17 protein-coding genes are annotated in these 19,070 nt (G+C 73.3%); 6 read left to right on the top strand and 11 right to left on the bottom strand.

Going from position 1 to position 19,070, the window contains the following annotated elements; genetic code table 11:
* Nucleotides 1–93: 93 nt before the first annotated feature.
* From ACIGAQ_RS01110 to ACIGAQ_RS01130, 5 genes are all read right to left on the bottom strand, one after another.
* Nucleotides 94–1,455 carry a DUF692 domain-containing protein gene (locus ACIGAQ_RS01110; protein WP_399778196.1) on the bottom strand — a complete coding sequence of 454 codons (1,362 nt, stop codon included), beginning with the start codon at nucleotides 1,453–1,455 and terminating at the stop codon, nucleotides 94–96.
* Nucleotides 1,456–1,906: 451 nt separating this feature from the next.
* Nucleotides 1,907–2,368 carry a hypothetical protein gene (locus ACIGAQ_RS01115; RefSeq protein ID WP_311683070.1) on the bottom strand — a complete coding sequence of 154 codons (462 nt, stop codon included), beginning with the start codon at nucleotides 2,366–2,368 and terminating at the stop codon, nucleotides 1,907–1,909.
* A gap of 70 nt (nucleotides 2,369–2,438) precedes the next feature.
* Nucleotides 2,439–3,200 carry a peptidyl-tRNA hydrolase gene (locus ACIGAQ_RS01120; RefSeq protein ID WP_399778198.1) on the bottom strand — a complete coding sequence of 254 codons (762 nt, stop codon included), beginning with the start codon at nucleotides 3,198–3,200 and terminating at the stop codon, nucleotides 2,439–2,441.
* An 82-nt stretch (nucleotides 3,201–3,282) separates the two neighbouring features.
* Nucleotides 3,283–3,462, bottom strand: a complete 180-nt coding sequence (locus ACIGAQ_RS01125) for a hypothetical protein (protein WP_311683066.1) — start codon at nucleotides 3,460–3,462, stop codon at nucleotides 3,283–3,285.
* Nucleotides 3,463–3,505: 43 nt separating this feature from the next.
* A complete protein-coding gene (locus ACIGAQ_RS01130) occupies nucleotides 3,506–5,023 on the bottom strand; it encodes an FAD-dependent oxidoreductase (protein ID WP_311683064.1) in 1,518 nt (505 codons plus the stop codon).
* Between the two features lie 85 nt (nucleotides 5,024–5,108).
* On the opposite strand from ACIGAQ_RS01130, the gene ACIGAQ_RS01135 reads away from it, so the two are divergent.
* On the top strand, nucleotides 5,109–5,513 hold the full coding sequence (locus ACIGAQ_RS01135; protein ID WP_399778201.1) for an ArsR/SmtB family transcription factor: 405 nt from the start codon (nucleotides 5,109–5,111) through the stop codon (nucleotides 5,511–5,513).
* Nucleotides 5,510–5,995, top strand: coding sequence for an SRPBCC domain-containing protein (locus ACIGAQ_RS01140; protein WP_399778202.1), 486 nt, complete (start codon nucleotides 5,510–5,512; stop codon nucleotides 5,993–5,995). The genes ACIGAQ_RS01135 and ACIGAQ_RS01140 overlap by 4 nt, the downstream gene beginning before the upstream one ends.
* Nucleotides 5,996–6,038: 43 nt before the next feature.
* Here the strand turns inward: ACIGAQ_RS01140 and ACIGAQ_RS01145 are convergent, their stop codons facing one another.
* The 5 genes from ACIGAQ_RS01145 to zapE form a co-directional block, all read right to left on the bottom strand.
* Nucleotides 6,039–7,421: a PhoX family protein gene (locus ACIGAQ_RS01145; protein WP_311683057.1), complete on the bottom strand. Its 1,383-nt coding sequence runs from the start codon at nucleotides 7,419–7,421 to the stop codon at nucleotides 6,039–6,041.
* Between the two features lie 90 nt (nucleotides 7,422–7,511).
* A complete protein-coding gene (locus ACIGAQ_RS01150; RefSeq protein WP_311683053.1) occupies nucleotides 7,512–8,378 on the bottom strand; it encodes a slipin family protein in 867 nt (288 codons plus the stop codon).
* A 155-nt stretch (nucleotides 8,379–8,533) separates the two neighbouring features.
* Nucleotides 8,534–10,027: a SulP family inorganic anion transporter gene (locus ACIGAQ_RS01155; RefSeq protein ID WP_399778205.1), complete on the bottom strand. Its 1,494-nt coding sequence runs from the start codon at nucleotides 10,025–10,027 to the stop codon at nucleotides 8,534–8,536.
* 14 nt (nucleotides 10,028–10,041) lie between these two features.
* Nucleotides 10,042–10,623: a carbonic anhydrase gene (locus ACIGAQ_RS01160; RefSeq protein ID WP_311683049.1), complete on the bottom strand. Its 582-nt coding sequence runs from the start codon at nucleotides 10,621–10,623 to the stop codon at nucleotides 10,042–10,044.
* Between the two features lie 706 nt (nucleotides 10,624–11,329).
* On the bottom strand, nucleotides 11,330–12,427 hold the full coding sequence (gene zapE, locus ACIGAQ_RS01165) for a cell division protein ZapE (protein WP_399778207.1): 1,098 nt from the start codon (nucleotides 12,425–12,427) through the stop codon (nucleotides 11,330–11,332).
* Between the two features lie 37 nt (nucleotides 12,428–12,464).
* Here zapE and ACIGAQ_RS01170 point away from each other — a divergent pair, with 37 nt between their 5' ends.
* From ACIGAQ_RS01170 to msrB, 4 genes are all read left to right on the top strand, one after another.
* Nucleotides 12,465–13,268 carry a pyrimidine reductase family protein gene (locus ACIGAQ_RS01170; RefSeq protein ID WP_399778209.1) on the top strand — a complete coding sequence of 268 codons (804 nt, stop codon included), beginning with the start codon at nucleotides 12,465–12,467 and terminating at the stop codon, nucleotides 13,266–13,268.
* A 277-nt stretch (nucleotides 13,269–13,545) separates the two neighbouring features.
* Complete coding sequence (locus tag ACIGAQ_RS01175) at nucleotides 13,546–14,019, top strand: indole-3-glycerol phosphate synthase (protein WP_362278031.1); 474 nt, start codon at nucleotides 13,546–13,548, stop codon at nucleotides 14,017–14,019.
* 81 nt (nucleotides 14,020–14,100) lie between these two features.
* A complete protein-coding gene (gene murC / locus ACIGAQ_RS01180; protein WP_399778211.1) occupies nucleotides 14,101–15,492 on the top strand; it encodes a UDP-N-acetylmuramate--L-alanine ligase in 1,392 nt (463 codons plus the stop codon).
* A gap of 14 nt (nucleotides 15,493–15,506) precedes the next feature.
* Nucleotides 15,507–15,914 carry a peptide-methionine (R)-S-oxide reductase MsrB gene (gene msrB, locus ACIGAQ_RS01185; RefSeq protein ID WP_094052766.1) on the top strand — a complete coding sequence of 136 codons (408 nt, stop codon included), beginning with the start codon at nucleotides 15,507–15,509 and terminating at the stop codon, nucleotides 15,912–15,914.
* 6 nt (nucleotides 15,915–15,920) lie between these two features.
* On the opposite strand, the gene ACIGAQ_RS01190 is transcribed toward msrB, so the two are convergent.
* Nucleotides 15,921–18,779 (bottom strand): ABC transporter substrate-binding protein, encoded by a 2,859-nt coding sequence (locus ACIGAQ_RS01190; protein ID WP_399778214.1) that lies wholly within the window; start codon nucleotides 18,777–18,779, stop codon nucleotides 15,921–15,923.
* Between the last annotated feature and the right edge of the window lie 291 nt (nucleotides 18,780–19,070).

Consider the following 19,070-nt stretch of genomic DNA (forward strand, 5'->3'; position numbering starts at 1 on the left):
GGGAGCACCATGCCCTGTGCACGATCCGGACGGAGTGTTGTCGGTCTGTGACGTTCCGTTTCTTCGGGCGAGGACGGGAGTGCGAGGGCGTTTTCAGCGCCGGAGCAGCACCCTGCGGGTCGCGCGGGCCAGCCGGTGGACGGACCGGCCGGAGCGCGGGGCGGGTCCGGAGCGGTCCAGCCACCACTGCCTCAGCTCCCACCGGACCGCACCGTCCCCGGGCCGGCCCGCGGCGAGCAGGTGCTCGGCGAAAGTGAGGGCGTCGCGCCGGTAGCCACCGGTCATGGGGTGGGTCTGGGCGTAGCCGAGGAAGGCCGGGCGGTACTCCGGGCCCAGAATCACCGGCAGTTCGGGCGCGACCTTCGCCACGACGTCCGCACGCTTCGCCGCGAGCGCCCGGGCCTGCACACCGAGCCGCACCCGGTCGAAGCCCTCGGGCACCGGCGTCCCCGCGACCAGCGCCGACAGCAAGGCGGCCTGGGCCAACCCGACCCGCTGCCGCGCCGCGCCGGTGTCCCCGGGGTGGGGCAGGCCGAAGGCGCCCCGTGTCGCCTCGGCCGCCCCGGTCTCGTGGTCCCGCGGCCCGGAGGCCGCTCCTGCTGGCTCGGACGTCCCGGAGCGGAGAAGCTCCGCGCCCGCCTTCAGCGCCTCCCGGATCGAGGCCAGCTCGGACCGGAGTTCCGCCGGCTCCGGGAAGTTCTCGTCCCGTTCCAGCAGCACACCCGGAGGGCGCACCCGGGACGCCAGGTCGGTCAGGATGTCGAGGACCGGCTGCGGCACGGGGTGGGCGTGACTGTCGTGCCAGACGCCGTCACGTGCGAACCCGCCCGCGGCATGGACGTAGGCGATGGCCTCCAGGGGGAGTTCCGCCAGGGCCTTGGCGGGGTCCTCGCCGCGGTTGACGTGGTTGGTGTGCAGGTTCGCCACGTCGATGAGCAGACGCACCCCCGTGCGGTCGGCCAGCTCGTACAGGAACTGGCCCTCCGTCATCTCCTCGGCCGGCCAGGAGATCAGCGCCGCGATGTTCTCCACGGCCAGCGGCACCGGCAGGGCGTCCTGGGCGATCCGTACGTTCTCGCACAGCACGTCCAGGGCGTCCCGGGTCCGCGGCACGGGCAGCAGATGGCCCGCCTCCAGCCGCGGGGACGCCGTCAGGGCGCCGCCCGCCCGGACGAACGCGATGTGCTCGGTGACCAGCGGCGAGCCCAGCGCCGTCACGCGCTCGGCCAGGGCGGCCAGCCGGTCCTCGTCGGGCCGCTCCGCGCCCCCGAGACCCAGCGAGACGCCGTGCGGCACCACGGTGACGCCCCGCTCGCGCAGCCGTCGCAGAGAGTCGGGCAGGTGTCCGGGGCAGATGTTCTCGGCCACGACCTCGACCCAGTCGATGCCCGGCATGCGCTCCACGGCGTCCGCGATCTCCGGCCGCCACCCGATGCCCGTCCCCAGTCGCTCCATCGTCCCCTCCTCCACCCGGCCCGGTCCTCGAACGTGAGGGGGGTATGGCCCAGCCGTCCGCCCGCGAACCCCGCGCGGGCCGCCTTCAGAGCAACATTTGAGGTTCGCGGGCGCGCGCCTCCCACCCACGCAGTCCCCGGGCTCGCGCCGCACGCCGGAGCGCCGTGGACCGGACCCATGCGCGAAGGCGGCGAGCAGGCGCACCGCCCCGCGCTGAGACGGCGGCGGAGACCGGGGGCGGCCCCGGCCTCCGGCCACCGGCCTCCGGCCTCCGGCCACCGGCCCCGGCCTCCGGCCACCGGCCTCCGGCCTCCGGCCACCGGCCCCGGCCTCCGGCCAGCGGATGCGGATCGTGGCCGCGCTGCTGCTGCGCCAGGTGCGCGACGTGGTGCTGGAGGAGCCGCGGTCCGAGCGGGACCGGCGCCCGTCCTCCGCCTGAGCCGGACGGCCCCTACATGACGCGTGTGGAGCGGTAGTTGAACACCGACCACAGGACGAACAGACCGGTCACGATCATGATGATGGACCAGAACGGCTGGTACGGCAGCCACATGAAGTTCGCGATCAGCGCCAGGCCGACCACGACCGCGCCCGCGATCCGGGCCCAGGTGGCGCCGGTGAACAGGCCGAACCCGGCCGCCACCACGAGCACGCCGACGATCAGGTGGATCCAGCCCCACGCGGTCAGGTCGAACTCGAAGACGTAGTCGCCGAAGCTCGTGTACACCTCGTCGTCGGCGATCGCCGCGATGCCCTGCAGCACCGCGAAGAGGCCGTAGACGACCATCAGGGTGCCGCCGAGAGCGAGACCCCCGGCCGCCCAGGAGTCACCGGAACCGCGCGGGCCGCCCCCGCCGGGCATCCGGTCGTCGGGCGCGGGAGGGGCGGGGGGAGGGGGCGCGGCGCTGGTCATGGCTGCCTCCTGGGTCGGGGTTGTCTGGTAACCCCACTGGAGCATTCGTCCGCGCCCGCCGCGCCCGCGGTTACTCCGAACGGGTGGAGGCCCGACCGGCGGTCCCGTGCGGCTCCCGGCGCAGCGCCGGGTGGTCCGCGACGACCGTGCACGAGCCGGGCGCGATCTCCGTGAAGCCGGCGTCCCGGACCAACGGCAGTCCGCTGCCGGTCAGTTCGGGCCAGCGGGCCGGATCGGCCGTCCGTACGGCGAGCGGGAAGCCCGCGTCCCGCCAGGCGGTGCGCTCCGCGTCGGACAGCTCCCACCAGGCCAGCTGGGCGGCGTGCCCGGCCTGGGCCATCGCCTTGCCCGCCGACATGTCCAGCCCGGGGTTGAGCCACAGCACGGGCGCGGCCGGAGCGGCGTCCACCGGCGCCGACGGGTCGTCCAGGTCGGTGCCGGAGACCTGGAGCCGGGCCAGGTCCTTGGGCCAGCCGTCCAGCGGGACGGGCGGGAAGACCCGCACCTCGGCCGACTCGCCGCTGACCGTGATACCGGGCAGGGCCCCGGCCCGCCGCCACTCGGCGCCGCGTGCCCGGCGCACCACCTTGCGGATCCGCGCGTCCTGCCAGTCCCGCATCGCCCCCGCCCACGCGCCGTCACCGGCCGACCGCTCGTCGGCCAGGATCGTCAGCACGGCCCGCGCCGCCGTCTCCAGCGCGTCGGTGCGCGCCGGCGGGTCCGTCCGCTCGATCCGCACGACCAGCGGCAGCACGAACTGCGGTGCCGCGTCGCGCGCGGAGGTCTCGGACCGGAAGGGGCTGTCGTTCACGGGCGTCGGGTCTTCGCTCACGCATCCCAGTGTGCCAGCCGGAAGATCGCGGCAGACCGGCCCGGGCGGCCGCCGGTCGCGGCCGCCGCCGGTGTGGCGCGCCTCAGCCCGAGCAGGCCGTGCGCTGGGCCTCCTGCCACTCGCAGACGGGGCAGAGCGTGATGCCCTTGTACGACTCCGGGTACTCCGTCGGCTCCCGGCACAGCACGCACTCCGCGTACGGCGGCCCGTCCGCCCGGGGCGGCCTGGCCGTGTCGATCAGGCAGTAGTCGTCCTCGCTCATGTCTCCAGCCTAGGCCGGTCGGGGCCGTGCGCCCACGGCCCGCTCAGATGTCCCGCCGTTCCAGCGGCTTGGTCGCCGGGCCCTGGATGACCTTGCCGTCGGTGTCGAAGCGGGAGCCGTGGCAGGGGCACTCCCAGGCCCGCTCGGCGGCGTTGAAGTCGACCAGGCAGCCCAGGTGGGTGCAGCGGGCGGAGACGGCGTGCAGGGCTCCGTCCTCGTCCCGGTAGACGGCGACGCGGTGGCCGTCGGCGCGGACCACGGCCCCCTCGCCCGGCGGCAGGGACTCCACCGGCGGCGAGGGCCGCAGCCGGTCGCCCACGAAGTGCCCGGCCACCTTCGCCTGGGTCTTGAGGAACGACGGCGCCTCCCGCACCGCCGGCTTCACCCGGCGCGGGTCGTACAGCGCGCTCCACTCGCACTCCTCGCCCGTGATCTGCGCGGCGAGCAGCCGGCCCGCCATCATGCCGCCGCTCATGCCCCAGCCGCCGAAGCCGGTGGCCACGTACGTGTGCCGGGCGCCCGGGTGCAGCGGGCCGACCATCGGGACCGTGTCGGTGGGGCTGTTGTCCTGCGTGGCCCACCGGTGGGTGACGTCCAGACCGGGGAAGTGCCGCGTGGCCCAGGCGGTGAGGCGTTCCAGCCGCTCCCTGGTGTCGCCCGTGCCCGGCGTGAAGTGCTCACCGGTGACGATGAGCAGGCGCCGGTCCCCGTCGTGGGGGGCCGTGCGCACCGAGCGGGTGTTCTCGTCGGGCGTGATGAACATGCCGCCGGGGTCCTGGTCCGCCGGCACGGTCCCCGCCACGACCAGCTCGCGCTTCGGCGTCAGCCGGGTGAACAGCAGGGCCCGGTCGAAGATCGGGTAGTGGGTGGCGACGACGACGTCCCGGGCCCGGACCGTCGCCCCGGTGGCGGTCGACAGGCGGCAGGGCTCGCCCTCGTCCAGGCCGAGGACGGTGGTGTCCTCGAAGATCCGGCCACCGCCCTCGACCAGGTCGGCGGCGAGGGCCAGCAGGTACTTGCGCGGATGGAACTGGGCCTGCCCGGTGACCCGGACCGCGCCCGCCACCTCGAAGGGCAGCCCGGTCTCCGTCACGAACTCGGCGGGCAGCCCCGCCTCGGCGGCTGCCCGCGCCTCGGCCCGCAGCTCCTCCACCTTCCCGGGGTCGCGGGCGTACGTGTAGGCGTCCCGGGCCTCCCAGTCGCAGTCGACGCCGAGCTCCGCGGCGATCCCCGCCGCGCGCTCGATCGCCTCGGACTGGGAACGGGCGTACAGCCGAGCGCCCTCGGGGCCGCGGGTGCGGCGCAGCTTGTCGTAGACGAGTGAGTGCAGGGCGGTGACCTTGGCGGTGGTGTGCCCGGTCACGCCGGCCGCGACCCGGCCCGCCTCCAGGACCGCCACGCTGCGCCCCGCCCGCGTCAGCTCCCACGCCGTGCACAGTCCCGCGATCCCGGCGCCGATCACCGCCACGTCGACGTCCAGGTCCTCCGCCAGCGCCGGATGGCGGCCGTCCGGGGCCGTGTCGAGCCAGTACGAGCTGCTGACCTGCTGCTTCTCGCTCATACGGCACCGGGTACCCCGGCGGGCGCGCGTCAGTGCCGGGCAGGCCGCTTTACGGACGGGGCGGGCAGGACTAATGTACAACCAAATGGTTGTAGATGAGCTGAGCGACGAGACGGTGGACCGGCTGTTCCACGCCCTGGCCGACACCACGCGCCGGGACATCCTGCGCCGCTGCGTGCGCGGGGAGCTGTCGGTGTCCCGGCTGGCCGAGGCCTATCCGATGAGCTTCGCGGCCGTGCAGAAGCACGTCGCCGTGCTGGAGCGGGCGGGGCTGGTCACCAAGCAGCGCAGCGGACGGGAGCAGCTGGTGCGCACCGACCCCGACGCGGTGGACCGGGCACGCCGGGCGCTCGACGCGCTGGAGTCGGCGTGGCGCGGGAGGGTGGACCGGATGGCCCGGCTGCTCGCCGAGGACCCCGGAGCCGGCACCTCCCGGACCGGGCCGTCCGCGACCGGAGCGAACGACGAGAAGGAAGGGCCCGAGAGATGAGTGTCACCCGTGTCGACAAGGACCTCGACCACCTGACCCTGACCCTGGTCGCCGACTTCGCCGCCCCCGTGGAGCGGGTGTGGCGGCTGTGGGCCGATCCCCGGCAGCTGGAGCGCTGGTGGGGCCCGCCGACCTACCCGGCGACGGTGGAGGAGCACGACCTGAGCCCCGGTGGCGAGGTCACCTACTTCATGACCGGACCGGAGGGCGACCGGCACCGCGGCTGGTGGCGGATCACCTCGGTCACCGAGCCGACGGCCCTGGAGTTCACCGACGGCTTCGCCGACGAAGACGGCAAGCCGAAGGACGACATGCCGACCATGTCCGTGTCGGTCCGGCTCAGCGAGCGCGAGGGCGGCACGCGCATGGAGATGCGCTCCCTGTTCGACTCCCGCGAGCAGATGGAGCAGCTGATCACCATGGGCATGGAGGAGGGCCTGACGGAGGCCGTCGGCCAGATCGACGCCCTGCTGGCCGCCTGACCGGCCGGGTGCCGGGAGGCCCGGCCGGTGAGCGGGGCGGTGGCTACCGGCGCCAGGGGCCGGTCACCGCGAACGTGGTGCCGGGGGTGTAGCAGTTGACGTACATCGTGTCGCCGTCGGGTGAGAAGGTCACCCCGGCGAACTCACCCCACTCGGGCTCCTCGGGACCGCCGATGTTCTGCCGGTTGCGGGCCATCGCGTACACCTCGCCGCGCCGGGTCACGCCGTACACGTGCTGGGCGCCCTCGCCGTCCTCGCAGACCATGAGGCCGCCGCCGGCCGCCAGACAGATGTTGTCCGGCGACTCGCCCGGCAGCTGCACGTCGGTGTCCGGGCCGAACACCACGACGAGGGTCAGCCGGCGCCGCTCGGGGTCGTAGCGCCAGACCTGCCCGTAGTGGTCGGCCGCCGAACCCTCGCCGGTGCGCGCGAAGGACGACACGAAGTAGACCGAACGGCCGCCCCAGTAGCAGCCCTCCAGCTTCTGCGCGTGGGTGATGCCCCGGCGCCCGAAGTCCTGCAGCCGGATCGGCGTCTGCGCGGCCTGCGGATCGGGGACGTCGACCCACTCGATGCCGTCGAACGCGGCACCGATGTCCTGGATCGTGGACAGGTCGGGCACACCCGGCACGCGCATGGCCTGCAGCCGGCCGCCCGCGCGCAGCGAACCCCGGCCGCCCAGCGGCCGGTGCGGCAGGAAGCGGTAGAACAGCCCGAAGGGCTTCTCGAAGGCGTCCTCGGTCTCGTAGACCACACCGCGCCGGGGGTCGACGGCGATCGCCTCGTGCTGGAAGCGGCCCATCGCGGTCAGCGGCACGGCTCCGGTGCGGTGCGGGTCGACCGGGTCGACCTCGAAGATGAAGCCGTGGTCCTTGGCGTAGCCGTTGGTGCCCGCCTTGTCCTCGTTCTCCTCGCAGGTCAGCCAGGTGCCCCACGGGGTCGGCCCGCCCGCGCAGTTGACGGCCGTGCCGGCGATCGCGACGCGCTCCGACAGCACGTGGTTGCGGGAGTCCAGGGTCAGGGCCGTGCAGCCGCCCTTGGCGGCCGGGTCGTAGGTGAGGCCCTCGACGGCCGGCACCGGGATCCGGCCGTTGTGGCGGTTCTCGTGGTTGCGGACCAGATGCACCCGGCCGCCTCTGCCCTCGAAGGCCGACATGCCGTCGTGGTTGGAGGGGACCGGGCCCTCCCCGGAGCGGAGCGGGTCGCCCTCGCGGGAGAGGATCCGGTAGCGGAAACCTTCCGGCAGATCGAGGACGCCCTTCGGATCGGGGACGAGGGGGCCGTAGCCGGCGCGGCCGAGGGTCCCGGCGGCGGCGGTGCCGGCGAAGAGTTCGGACAGGGCGCCGGAGAACGCGATCCCGAGGCCCAGGGCGCCCGTACCGGCGAGCATCTGACGACGTGTGGCGGGACGACCGGTGGCGGTCATGGGGAAACCTTCCTGCTGGCGGACAGGAACTGTGATCCCGCTGTGTCTACCACCTGGTGCCGGTGGCGGGAACCACGCGCGTGGCGCGCGTCACTGCTCGACCGCGTGCCGCAGCTCCTCCATGGCCTGCTGCGCCTGCTCCGTGCGGTCGAGGGCCTGCTCCGCCGCCGGCTGCGCCCCCTGCCCGCCCGCGCCCGTCGCGCCGCCCCGCTCCAGGAAGCGGAGCAGCTCCACCGGGATGGGCAGCACCAGCGTGGAGTTCTTCTCCGCCGCCACGGCCATCACCGTCTGCAGCAGCCGCAGCTGGAGCGCCGAAGGCGTGTCGGCCATCTGGTGGGCCGCCTGGGCCAGTTTCTTGGAGGCCTGGTACTCGGCGTCGGCGTTGATCAGCCGGGCCCGCCGCTCCCGGTCGGCCTCGGCCTGGCGGGCCATGGAGCGCTTCATGGTGTCCGGCAGGGACACGTCCTTGATCTCGACGCGGTCGATGGTCACGCCCCACTCCACGGCCGGGCTGTCGATCATCAGCTCCAGGCCCTGGTTGAGCTTCTCCCGGTTGGACAGCAGGTCGTCCAGCTCGCTCTTGCCGATGATCGAGCGCAGCGAGGTCTGGGCCATCTGCGACACCGCGAAGCGGTAGTCCTCGACGTTGACGACAGCCGCCGCCGGGTCCACGACCTTGAAGTAGACCACCGCGTCCACCCGCACGGTCACGTTGTCACGCGTGATGCCTTCCTGGGCGGGGATCGGCATGGTCACGATCTGCAGATTGACCTTGCGCATCCGGTCCACGCCGGGGATCACGGTGGTGAACCCGGGCCGTCGCACGTCCCCGTGCAGACGGCCGAGCCGGAAGACCACCCCGCGTTCGTACTGCTTGACGACCCGCGCCGCCGCGGCCAGATACACCAGGCCGCCTGCGCAGACCGCCGCCACCGCACCGATCAGCTCCTCGACCATGCCGACCTCCCGGCTCAGAGGCCCCGTTCCGGGTACTTCTGTCACGATATGCCGGGAGCAGGGGTCGGGGCCATGCCTGGTACGGCCCGGCCCGGACGCACGTGGTCCGGGGCGCGCGGGCCGCGCGCCCCGGACCGGGGACCGTCGACGCCCAGCTAGGCCGCCGTGACCTTCTCACCGTCCGGTGCGGCCTCGGCCCGCGTGACCTTCACCGGCTCCGTGCCCGTCGCGCTGTGGCGCGCGGCCCAGTTCTCCAGGGCCGTGCGGCAGGCGTGGTCGAGATGGTGCAGGCCCGACAGGTCCAGCTCCACCGGGCGGTCCTGGGGCAGGGCCTCCAGGCTGTCGAGGATCTTCGGCAGCCGCAGGAAGGTCGCGTTGCCCGCCAGGTACACCTGGATGGGACCGGCGCCCTTGTCGATGACCTCCAGCTTGACGTGCGAGGCCTCCCAGGCGGTCTTGACGACCGACAGGGCCAGACCGATGAGCACTCCCTCGAACATGTTCACCGCGACGATCGACACGGCCGTGACGACGAGGATCAGCGCCTCGCCCTTGTGGGCCCGCCACAGCGCCGTGATCTGGCGGAACGGGATCAGCTTCCAGCCGGCGTGCACGAGGATGCCGGCCAGCGCGGGGATCGGGATCAGGGCCAGGGCCCACGGCATGGCGGCGGCGAACAGCAGCAGCCACACGCCGTGCAGCACCCGGGAGGCCTTTGTCTTCGCGCCCGCGCTCACGTTGGCGGAGCTGCGCACGATGACCGCCGTCATCGGCAGCGCGCCGAGCAGACCGCACAGGGTGTTGCCCGCGCCCTGGGCGATCATCTCCTTGTTGTACTCCGTGCGCGGACCGTTGTGCAGCCGGTCCACGGCCGCCGCGCTGAACAGGCTCTCGGCGGAGGCGATCAGCGCGAACGCGATGATCGTGCCCCAGATCGCCGGGCTCGCCAGCTCGCCGAAGGCGTCCGCCCCGGGCGGCTGGACCACCCCGAGCAGGCCCTCCACCTGGACGGTGGCGACGGGCAGCCCGAAGGCGAGCGTGACGACCGTGGCCAGGACGACCGCGGCGAGGGCGCCGGGCACGGTCCGGACGGCCCTGGGCATCCTCTTCCACAGCACGATGACGGCGATGGTGCCCGCGCCGATCGCGAGGGAGGTCAGGGCCTCGGTGCTGCCGAACGCGTCGACGAACGCCCCGGGCAGACCCGCGATCTTGCCGAGCCCGGACTCCGGGGCCTTCAGGCCGGCCGCCGCGTAGATCTGGCCGGCGATGATCACCAGGCCGATACCGCACAGCATGCCCTCGACGACCGAGACGGATATCGCCCGGAACCAGCGGCCTATGCCGAGGAAGCCCATGGCGAGCTGGAGCACCCCGGCGAGCAGCACGATCACGCCGAGCGTGGCCACGCCGAACTCGGTGACCGCCTCGAAGACCAGCACGGTCAGACCGGCGGCGGGCCCGGACACCTGCAGGCTGCTGCCGGGCAGCAGTCCGGTGACGATCCCGCCCACGATGCCGGTGATCAGACCCAGCTCCGCGGGGACGCCGGAGGCGACCGCCACCCCGACGCACAGCGGCACCGCGACCAGGAAGACGACGATGGAGGCGAGGAAGTCCTGCCTCAGATGAGGGAACTTGGACACCATGGTCACCGGCCCCCTCAGAGCGTCTCGAAGGTGTCGGACTCCGCGCGGTGCTCCCGCACCACGCCGGTGTGGACCTCGTAGTACCAGCCGTGCAGCTGGAGTTCGCCCGCCTGGAGGCGCTTGTCGACGCACGGGTAGGAACGCAGGCGCATCAACTGCGTGAGCACGTGGTGCTGTACGGCCTCGGCGACCGTCGGGTCGGCGGGGTCGGAGCACGCGGGCTCGTCCGCCGCGTGGGCGAGCCAGTCGCGCACGGCGGGTACGGCGGTGAGGTCGTCGTGGCGCACCACGGCCCCGACGGCACCGCAGTGGGAGTGGCCGCAGACCACGATGTGCCGGACGCCGAGGACCTGGACGGCGTACTCGATGGTGGCCGCCTCGCCGGTGGGAGTGGTGGAGGCGTACGGCGGGACGACGTTGCCCGCGGTGCGCAGCTCGAAGAGCTCGCCGGGGCGGGCGCCCGTGATCAGGGCCGGTACGACCCTGGAGTCGGAGCAGGTGATGAACAGGACGTCGGGGGACTGGCCCTCGGCGAGGCGGGCGAACTCCTCAGGGCGCTGTCCGAACATGCGGGCGTTGTCGATGAGGGGCTGCATGATGTGGTGACTCCTCCTGGCGCGCAGTGGGGGCGCGTCGGACGGGCATGACAGAGGTGGGGGGAACTGCTCCGGCCGCTCAGCAGCGGAAGACCTGCAGTGCTGCCGGTGTGTGCGACGCCGAGGATCTCGACGTGCGTCGGTGCGCGGTGCCGGGTCCGGCCGGTTCGTCCGCCGTCGGCCGGGTGTGCCGGGGCAGCGGGCGATCGGGCGCCGAGGGCGCGGAGTCGGTGGTGTGGGACCGGTCGCGGGTCCGCAGGGGACCGGTCGGGTCCCCGTGGTGCCCGGCGCGGCAGGTGACGATCTCGTCGCGCAGCGCCTTGCCGGGGAACGGGGTCCCGGGGCGCGAGGCCGCACCGGAGGGCTTGGTTCCGGGGTGAGCCTTGGCCTCGGCTTGACTCGGTGTATGCGCGGTTGCGAAGGATGCCGTCGGAGCGAAGAACTGAAGGGCGAGCAGGACGGCGGCGAGGAGCGCAACCACGGTCCGGGCCGTCGTACCTCGAAGCATGCGCCCCCCTTCAGTTGTCGCAGACGTCTAGCACTGACCAACACTTGGTCAACGGCTGGTCAAGAAACACGTTAACCCTGCAAAGTCATTTGCAGGGTTAACTTAACGTTTCGAGCTGAAGAGAGCCTGAAAACCGTGGGTGGGCTGTCCGGAACCAGCCCTTCCCGTACGGCTGTCGGCGCGATATTGGAAGCGGGGTTACCGACCGGTCGGCAAGGAGGCCGCGTCGCGGGCCAGCGCGGTGAGCCGGGAGATGGCCCGGAAGTACTTCTTGCGGTAGCCGCCGTTGAGCATCTCGTCACTGAACAGCTGGTCGAACGGCACGCCCGAGGCCATCACGGGCACCTCGCGGTCGTAGAGCCGGTCCGCGAGAACGACCAGCCTGAGGGCGGTCGACTGGTCCGGAACGGGCCGCACGCCGGTGAGGCACACCGCCTTGATCCCGTCCGTCAGAGCCCCGTACCGGCTGGGGTGGACCCGGGCCAGGTGCTCCAGGAGGGGCGAGAACGAGTCGAGGGAGGCGCCCTCGGTGGCGTGGGCCGTCGCGGTCACCTGTGTGTCGGAGTACGGCGGCGGCGCCTCGGGCAGGCCGCGGTGGCGGTAGTCCTCGCCGTCGATGCGCAGGGCGCGGAAGTGGGCCGACAGACCCTGGATCTCGCGCAGGAAGTCGGCCGCCGCGAACCGGCCCTCGCCGAGCTTGCCGGGGAGCGTGTTGGAGGTGGCGGCGAGGGCGACGCCCGCGTCGACGAGCTTGCCGAGCAGCGTGGAGACCAGGACCGTGTCGCCCGGGTCGTCGAGCTCGAACTCGTCGATGCACAGCAGCCGGTGACCGGAGAGCGTCCGGACGGTCTGCTGGAAGCCGAGGGCGCCGACCAGGTTGGTCAGCTCCACGAACGTGCCGAACGCCTTACGCTCGGGCTCGGCCGGGGTGGCGTGCCACAGGGAGGCCAGCAGGTGCGTCTTGCCGACGCCGTAGCCGCCGTCCAGGTAGACGCCGCGCGGACCGGCGGGGGCCTTCTTCGCCGCCCTGCCGAACCCGAACAGCCGCCGCCTGCCCGAGTCGCCGTCCCCGCCCAGGCCGGCCGCGAAGCCCTCCAAGGCGCTGACGGCCTCGGTCTGGCTGGGCTGGTTCGGGTCCGGTATGTACGTGCTGAACCGGACGGAGTCGAACCGCGGCGGCGGCACCATCTCGGCGACCAGGCGGTCCGCGGGCACGTGCGGCTCACGGGCGCACAGCGACAGCGGGGCCGGGTCGGTCACGGGGCCGGTTCCGGAAGGGGCGGGGGAAGAGGACACGGTTCACCATGCTACGGCGCGTGGAACACTGCACGGCATGCGACGCCTGTTCCCTGTGACCGACGAAACAGCAGCTCCGGCCCCGGACGGCACGCCCGGCGAGGGCACCGGGCGGGAGTGGACCCTGGCCGAGCTGGCCGCCGCGTACGCCTATCCCGAGCCGGGCTTCGAGGGGCCGGTGCCGTACCTGCGGGCGAACATGGTGTCCACGCTGGACGGCGCCGCCCAGCACGACGGACGCTCGCAGCCCATCTCCAGCGCGGCCGACATGCGGATCTTCGGCACGCTGCGGGCGCTGGCCGACGTCGTGGTCGTCGGGGCCGAGACCGTCCGGCAGGAGGGCTACCGCCCGGCCCGCGCGCGGGCCGAGTTCGCGGCGCTGCGGGAGGCGGCCGGGCAGGCGCCCGCGCCCGCGATCGCGGTGGTCACCGCCAGCCTCGACCTGGACTTCTCGCTGCCGCTGTTCACCGCGCCCCTGGTGCCCACCCTGATCCTCACCGGAGCCGCGGCCCCCGTCGAGCGCGTCGCCGCCGCCCGGAAGGCCGGCGCCCGCGTGCTGACCGCCGGGGACGGCATGGGTGTGGACCCCGCCCGTGCCGTGGCGGCCCTGGCCGGGCTCGGCCACACCCGGCTGCTGACCGAGGGCGGGCCCCGGCTGCTGGGGCAGATGGTGGCGGCCGGCGTCCTCGACGAACTGTGCCTGACCGTGTCCCCGATGCTCACCGCCGGCGACGCGCAGCGCATCGCCGGCGGGCCCCCCGTCACCGTGCCGCACCGCTTCGCGCTGCTGTCGGTGCTGGAGGAGGACGGATTCCTGTTCACCCGGTACGGGCGGTCCTGACGAGCCGGGTCCCGGGGCGCTGAACAGCCGGACCGGGGGTACAAGGTGTCGGCGGCCGGTGGTCGGTGCATCCGGCGGGCCGGTCAGGGCGGAAGGGGTGGGCGGTGGCCCGTTCCCGGCCGCCCGGGGGGCGGCATATGCCGGTCCGCTCGGGTCCGGGAGGGCACACTGGATCCGGCAGTACCCGTGCGCGCACGGGCAGGATGGTTTCCGCAGGGCCCCGCACGGCCCACGGAGGAGTGGGGCCCCCGGGCCCCGGGAGCAGAAGGGGCGCCTGGTGTTCACTAGCGTTTTGATGATCGAGAAGGCCCTGACGTCCGCCGACGTGGAGTTCGTCACGACCTTGCACGGGGAGGAGGAGGTCTCCTTCCAGGTGCTGCTCCAGCCGCGCGGCGAGCAGGCGGACCGGCTGCTGCGGGCCATCGACGACGTGGCGCTCGGTGAACTCGACGAGGCCGTCCGGGAGGGCGAGACCCCGGAAGGGGAGGAGGCCCTGAGCGTGGGGCAGCGGGCCCTGGAGGTCTCCCTGGCGGCGCTGCGCGGCTCGGGCAGTCCGGCCGAGGGGCGGCTGATCGAGGACCATCCGCTGGACGCGCTGAAGTCCCTCGTGGAGGAGGTCGGGGCCGACGAGGTCATCGTGCTGACCGACCCGCACTACGTGGAGGAGTTCTTCCACCGGGACTGGGCCTCGCGGGCCCGGCACAAGGTCGGGGTGCCGGTGCTGAAGCTGTTCTCGCACAGCAAGGCGTAGCCGCCGGCGGTGGCGGCACCGCGGAACCGTTCGGCATAGGCTGTGCCGCTGAACGTTCCGCACACGTACAGGGAGACACGCATGGCACCCGGCCTTCCCACCGCCATGGACCGACCGCACTTCATCGGGATCGGTGGGGCCGGGATGTCGGGGATCGCGAAGATCCTCGCCCAGCGCGGGGCCGCCGTCGCGGGCAGCGACGCCAAGGACTCCGCCACGGCCGAGGCGCTGCGGGCGCGGGGCGTGACCGTGCACATCGGGCACGCCGCCGAGCACCTGGCCGATGACGCCAGCTGCGTGGTCGTGTCGTCGGCGATCCGGCAGGACAACCCCGAACTGGCCCGCGCGGCCGAGCTGGGCATCCCCGTCGTGCACCGCTCCGACGCGCTCGCCGCCCTGATGGAGGGGCTGCGCCCGATCGCGGTCGCCGGTACGCACGGCAAGACGACCACCACCTCGATGCTGGCCGTCTCCCTGGGCGAGCTGGGCCTGAAGCCCTCCTACGCCATCGGCGGCGACCTGGACGCGCCCGGCTCCAACGCGCTGCACGGCGAGGGCGAGATCTTCGTCGCCGAGGCCGACGAGTCGGACCGCAGCTTCCACAAGTACGCGCCCGAGGTGGCGATCGTCCTCAACGTCGAACTCGACCACCACGCCAACTACGCGTCGATGGACGAGATCTACGCGTCGTTCGAGACGTTCGTGGACCGGATCACCGAGGGCGGCACGCTGGTGATCTCCGCCGACCACGAGGGCGCGCGCGAGCTGACCCGGCGGGTCGCCGGACGCGGTGTACGGGTGGTGACCTACGGCGAGTCCGAGGACGCCTCCGTGCGCGTGACGTCGGTCGTGCCGCAGGGGCTGAAGAGCCGGGTCACCGTCGTGCTGGAGGGCGAGGAGCTGACCTTCGCGGTCTCCGTGCCCGGCCGCCACTACGCGCACAACGCGGTCGCCGCGCTGGCGGCCGGGGCGGCGCTCGGCGTCCCCGCGGCCGAGCTGGCTCCGGCGCTCGCGGCCTACACCGGCGTGAAGCGGCGGCTGCAGCTCAAGGGCGAAGCGGCCGGCGTCCAGGTCATCGACTCCTACGCCCACCACCCCACCGAGATGACCGCCGACCTGGAGGCCATGCGCGGAGCCGCGGGCGACGCGCGGATCCTGGTCGTCTTCCAGCCCCACCTGTTCTCGCGCACACAGGAGCTCGGCAAGGAGATGGGGCAGTCGCTGGCCCTCGCCGACGCCTCGGTCGTGCTCGACATCTACCCGGCCCGCGAGGACCCGATCCCCGGCGTGACCAGCGAGCTGATCATCGAGGCGGCCCGGGCAGCGGGCGCGGACGTGACGCCCGTGCACGACACGGCGGACGTCCCCTCGGTCGTCGCGGGAATGGCGAAGCCCGGTGATCTCGTTCTCACCATGGGAGCGGGCGACGTCACCGACCTCGGCCCGCGGATCCTGGACCGTCTGTCGAACTGAGGGGCTGGAGGCTCATGCCGTACGACGTCGAGAAGCCGGACGAGCAGTGGCGCGCGGAGCTCAGCCCGGGCGAGTACGCCGTGCTGCGCCAGGCGGCCACCGAGCCCGCCTTCACCGGTGAGTACACCGACACCAAGACACAGGGTGTCTACTCCTGCCGCGCCTGCGGTGCGGAGCTGTTCACCTCGGACACGAAATTCGAGTCGCACTGCGGCTGGCCGTCCTTCTTCGACCCGAAGGACACCGACGCGGTGGAGCTGATCGAGGACCGGTCGCACGGCATGGTGCGGACCGAGGTGCGGTGTGCGCGCTGCGGCTCGCACCTCGGGCACGTCTTCGAGGGCGAGGGGTACCCCACGCCCACCGACCAGCGGTACTGCATCAACAGCATCGCGCTGCGGCTGACGCCCGACGCGGGCTGAGCGCGCTCAGCGGATCCGGCACTCCTTGCGGGTGAGGGGTGCCGTGTCCCCCGCCGTGCGGCGGCACACCACACGCGGCCGGGAGGTGCCGTCGCCGTGGCGGCGCACCTCCTTCAGGACGATGCTGTGCCCGGTGCGGTCGCCGTAGAGCGGGGCGCGGGTGAAGTCGATGGTGCCCGTGGCCATGCCCTCGATCTTGACGTTGCGCAGGTTCACCCAGGTCGAGGCGCGGCTCTGCGGCCGGTCGTCTCGGCTGGCCGCCCAGAACAGGGCGCGGGTCGCGTCATGGGCGAGGGCGGTCTGGCCGCTGGACAGGGCCGGGCTGTCGTGGCGCAGGCGCCGGCCCGCCAGGCCCGGCAGGTGCTGGGCGGCGTCCAGGTAGAAGGCTGTCGTGGTGGCGGCCTGCTCCAGCTCGGCGAGGGCCGCGTGGTACAGCGTGACCTTCGGCGCCACGGACTGTCCCCCGGCCGTGAAGTCGGCCTTGGACAGGTCGTCGCCGGTGATGATGGCCAGGGGCCGTCCGGCGCAGCCCGGCTCGGTGCCCAGCTGGGCCATGAGCGGGTCGACGTCCTCCACCCGCCCCGCGAAGTAGATCACCGACGGGACCCGCTCGCCCCGGCAGATCTCCTGCGCGTGCGAGCGCAGCTGCGGTGTGCCGCCGCTGAGCCGGTAGCGGCGCTGATCGAGCAGGGTGAAGCCCTGCAGCCGCAGCATCCGCCCGCCGTAACGGGCCTGTTCGTCGGTGTACAGATCGTCGGTCCGCGCCGTGTCGCGGGCCAGGACCAGGGCGTACTGCCGCCGCTGCGGGGTGCGCAACTGGGCGGCTATCAGGCCCAGTTGGCGGGTCTGCCACTCGTCGGTGGCGGCCAGGCTGAACCAGTTGGCGAACTCGCGGGGCAGATACGTCGCGGAGTTCGTGCCGGAGACGACCGGCAGGCCCGCCTCCATCAGCGTGCGGGTCGTGGCCCGGCTCGACTTCAGGTCGCGGCCGGTGCCGACGACCCCCACCACGGTCGGGTCGTGCGCGGCGTACGCGGCGATCGCCTCGGCCATCTGCTCCTGGTGGCCCAGGTCCACACCGCCGTTGGCGATCAGCACGCGCAGTTTCACGCTGGAGTTCTCGTTGACGACCGCCTGCGCCAGATACACGCCCGCCAGTTCCTCGGCGCCCTTCACCAGCGAGGAGCCGTCGGCCGGGTCGGCGCTGAGCGGTCCGGCGTAGACGACGGTGACGTACCGGCCGGTGTGCCGGGCGAGGACGTCGGCGTTCTGCCGGCCGATGCGGTCCTCCAGCTCCGCCACCGTCCAGGGTCTCTGCTCGCCTGCCGCGAGGGCCGAGACCTCGTCGGCGGGCCGGGGCTCCGGCAGCCAGTCGGCGAAGCGGACGCCGTCCGTCGCTATGCCGATGCACTCCACCCCGCCTCCGGGCACGGGCGCGCGCCGGGTGTCGCGGTTGGCGGTGAGCAGGGACGCCGAGCAGTAGCGGTCGTGCAGGGCGTCGGTCCGCATGACCGTGCCGGCGGCCAGCAGGGCGATCACCAGGACCAGGGTGTGCAGCGCCCACACCAGCCGGGCGAGCGTGGGCCGGGTGGAGGCCCGCAGATGCCGGCGGCGCTCCTCGACGGGCCCGAGCTGGTCGTGCGGCAGCGGGATCTTCATCACCCAGGGCAGGACGGACCTCTCCCGGCTGGGGGACTGCTCGGCCCGCAGGTTGTGCGCCCACTCGCGGTACCAGGTGCGCAGCCGCTCGCCGAATTTCGGCGGTACCGGATCCGGATCGGGCGCCGTCCGGACCACGCTGCGCTCCAGACGTGCCACGTCGTGCGCGCGCACCGCGGCCACCACGAGCAGCGGATCGAGTTCGCTGCGCCGGCTGCGGACGTCGCTGACGGCGCGGATCAGCTCGATGCCGCCGTTGCGGGCGTCCGCGTGCGGCAGGAACAGCATCGGCGGGCGCGGCCGCTTGAAGCCGCGCAGGTCCCAGCTCCAGCGGCGGTGGTTGTCGCGCAGGTCCTCCCGCAGCGCCAGCACGCACAGCTGGAGATGGAAGTCGCCGCCCGCCTTGAGGGACTCGGCCACGTCGTACGCCCGGGCGGCGATCGCCTTCCAGGACCGCACCGGCCGCAGCAGCGAGACCTCGGTGGGCTCGTCCTGGCCGGCCGCCTGCAGGAAGGTCGTCGTCATGAACCAGCGGCTCTCGCGGCGCAGCCACAGGAAGATCGGCGCCCGGCCGGGCAGCACGTAGTTGAGCACGGTCAGCAGCAACAGGAAGACGAGGCCGGCGCCCACCGCCACGTACCACTCGCTGCGGGCCAGCAGCGCGGCCAGCACGGTGACGAGACTGGCCGGGAGGATGTGCGCCATGTCGAACAGCGGCAGGCCCGAGTGCCAGCGGGCGGTGTTCCTGGGCCGCCAGCGCTGCTGCGCCAGCTGGTTCAGCAGCAGCTGCCGCTGGTCCTGCCCGGCCTCGGGGCTGCCCGGGGCGGGCGCGGGCCAGCTGTCGCCGAGCGCCGCCACCGCGTCGTCGATGGCGTGCACCAGCCGCAGCCGCGGGAATGCGTAGCGCCGGTACACCGCCTTGGGGCCGCCCCACTTCTTCGGGTCGCTCAGCGCGCGCACCAGGGCGGCGGCCCTGCGCACCTCCGTGGGGCCCTCGTAGCCGTCCTGCACCACGGCGCAGCGGGTGCCGTGCGCCTCCTGGCCCGCGTACAGCTGCCGGACCAGCCCCGTCACCGCCTCGTCGTCGGCGCTCTCCTGCGCGTGCACGACGAACACCGGCATGGGCGGCTCGGCGCTCGTGCGGAAGTCCTGGATGAGCATTTCGAGCTGGTCCTGGAGATGCGCCCCGGCGCCGGTCTCGGGCATGCCGTCATGTCCCCCGGGGCAGTCGGGCGGCGTGCGATCGGCGTTCACCATGGGCAACCCCCGTTCACCTTCGGTGACTTACGAGGCTAACCGCTGCGGCTGAGGTGAGAGTGGGTGACGCAGGAACTTCGACCGGCGGTCCGGCCGGCGAGCGCGGCGCTGCGGACCCCCGGGGCGGCCGAGGTGACGTACGACGAGTGCGGCAATCTGCGTGACCCGCTGCCCGTCGCCGGCACGGACGCGCTCCCCCTGCCGCCGGGCGCGCACGCCCTGCACGGGGCGGACGGGCTT

It is taken from the genome of Streptomyces sp. NPDC085932, from assembly GCF_044540525.1.
Lineage (GTDB): Bacteria > Actinomycetota > Actinomycetes > Streptomycetales > Streptomycetaceae > Streptomyces > Streptomyces levis.

What these genes read in the sequence shown, in the direction of transcription:
- ACIGAQ_RS01110 (WP_399778196.1), bottom strand. Translation starts at nt 1,455, where the DNA reads ATGGAGCGACTGGGGACGGGCATCGGGTGGCGGCCGGAGATCGCGGAC.
- ACIGAQ_RS01115 (WP_311683070.1), bottom strand. Translation starts at nt 2,368, where the DNA reads ATGACCAGCGCCGCGCCCCCTCCCCCCGCCCCTCCCGCGCCCGACGAC.
- ACIGAQ_RS01125 (WP_311683066.1), bottom strand. Translation starts at nt 3,462, where the DNA reads ATGAGCGAGGACGACTACTGCCTGATCGACACGGCCAGGCCGCCCCGG.
- ACIGAQ_RS01130 (WP_311683064.1), bottom strand. Translation starts at nt 5,023, where the DNA reads ATGAGCGAGAAGCAGCAGGTCAGCAGCTCGTACTGGCTCGACACGGCC.
- ACIGAQ_RS01135 (WP_399778201.1), top strand. Translation starts at nt 5,109, where the DNA reads ATGGTTGTAGATGAGCTGAGCGACGAGACGGTGGACCGGCTGTTCCAC.
- ACIGAQ_RS01140 (WP_399778202.1), top strand. Translation starts at nt 5,510, where the DNA reads ATGAGTGTCACCCGTGTCGACAAGGACCTCGACCACCTGACCCTGACC.
- ACIGAQ_RS01145 (WP_311683057.1), bottom strand. Translation starts at nt 7,421, where the DNA reads ATGACCGCCACCGGTCGTCCCGCCACACGTCGTCAGATGCTCGCCGGT.
- ACIGAQ_RS01150 (WP_311683053.1), bottom strand. Translation starts at nt 8,378, where the DNA reads ATGGTCGAGGAGCTGATCGGTGCGGTGGCGGCGGTCTGCGCAGGCGGC.
- ACIGAQ_RS01155 (WP_399778205.1), bottom strand. Translation starts at nt 10,027, where the DNA reads ATGGTGTCCAAGTTCCCTCATCTGAGGCAGGACTTCCTCGCCTCCATC.
- ACIGAQ_RS01160 (WP_311683049.1), bottom strand. Translation starts at nt 10,623, where the DNA reads ATGCAGCCCCTCATCGACAACGCCCGCATGTTCGGACAGCGCCCTGAG.
- ACIGAQ_RS01170 (WP_399778209.1), top strand. Translation starts at nt 12,465, where the DNA reads ATGCGACGCCTGTTCCCTGTGACCGACGAAACAGCAGCTCCGGCCCCG.
- murC (WP_399778211.1), top strand. Translation starts at nt 14,101, where the DNA reads ATGGCACCCGGCCTTCCCACCGCCATGGACCGACCGCACTTCATCGGG.
- msrB (WP_094052766.1), top strand. Translation starts at nt 15,507, where the DNA reads ATGCCGTACGACGTCGAGAAGCCGGACGAGCAGTGGCGCGCGGAGCTC.
- ACIGAQ_RS01190 (WP_399778214.1), bottom strand. Translation starts at nt 18,779, where the DNA reads ATGCCCGAGACCGGCGCCGGGGCGCATCTCCAGGACCAGCTCGAAATG.